Source organism: Flavonifractor sp. DFI.6.63 (assembly GCF_024462255.1).
Lineage (GTDB): Bacteria > Bacillota > Clostridia > Oscillospirales > Oscillospiraceae > Lawsonibacter_A > Lawsonibacter_A hominis.
In genome coordinates this window covers 1-255 of the sequence record NZ_JANGBE010000152.1, presented here as the reverse complement: position 1 = coordinate 255, position 255 = coordinate 1, and the positions used below count along the sequence as shown (strand labels likewise).

At 54.5% G+C, this 255-nt stretch carries 1 protein-coding gene; it reads left to right on the top strand.

Features of this window, described 5'->3' with window-relative positions; translation table 11 throughout:
• Nucleotides 1-255 (top strand): transposase (locus tag NE547_RS18290; protein WP_256176652.1); only part of this gene is annotated, 255 nt, incomplete at both ends.

Below are 255 nucleotides of genomic sequence, written 5' to 3'. Positions count from 1 at the left end.
CCGCAATGTGTTCTCAGTCACGCCTCGCTCCAAGGTAAAGCTGGTGGCCAAGATGCTCAAGGCCATCCACGCCCAGGAGAGCAAGAAAGCTGCCCGGGAAAAGGCTAAGGCTGTGGTGGAGGAACTGTGTTCCATGAAACTGAAGGAGGCTGCCAGGAAGGTAGAGGATGGCATTGAGGAGACTCTTACCTACTGCGATTTTCCCAGCGAACACTGGACTCGCATCCGCACCAACAATGTCATTGAGAGGCTGAA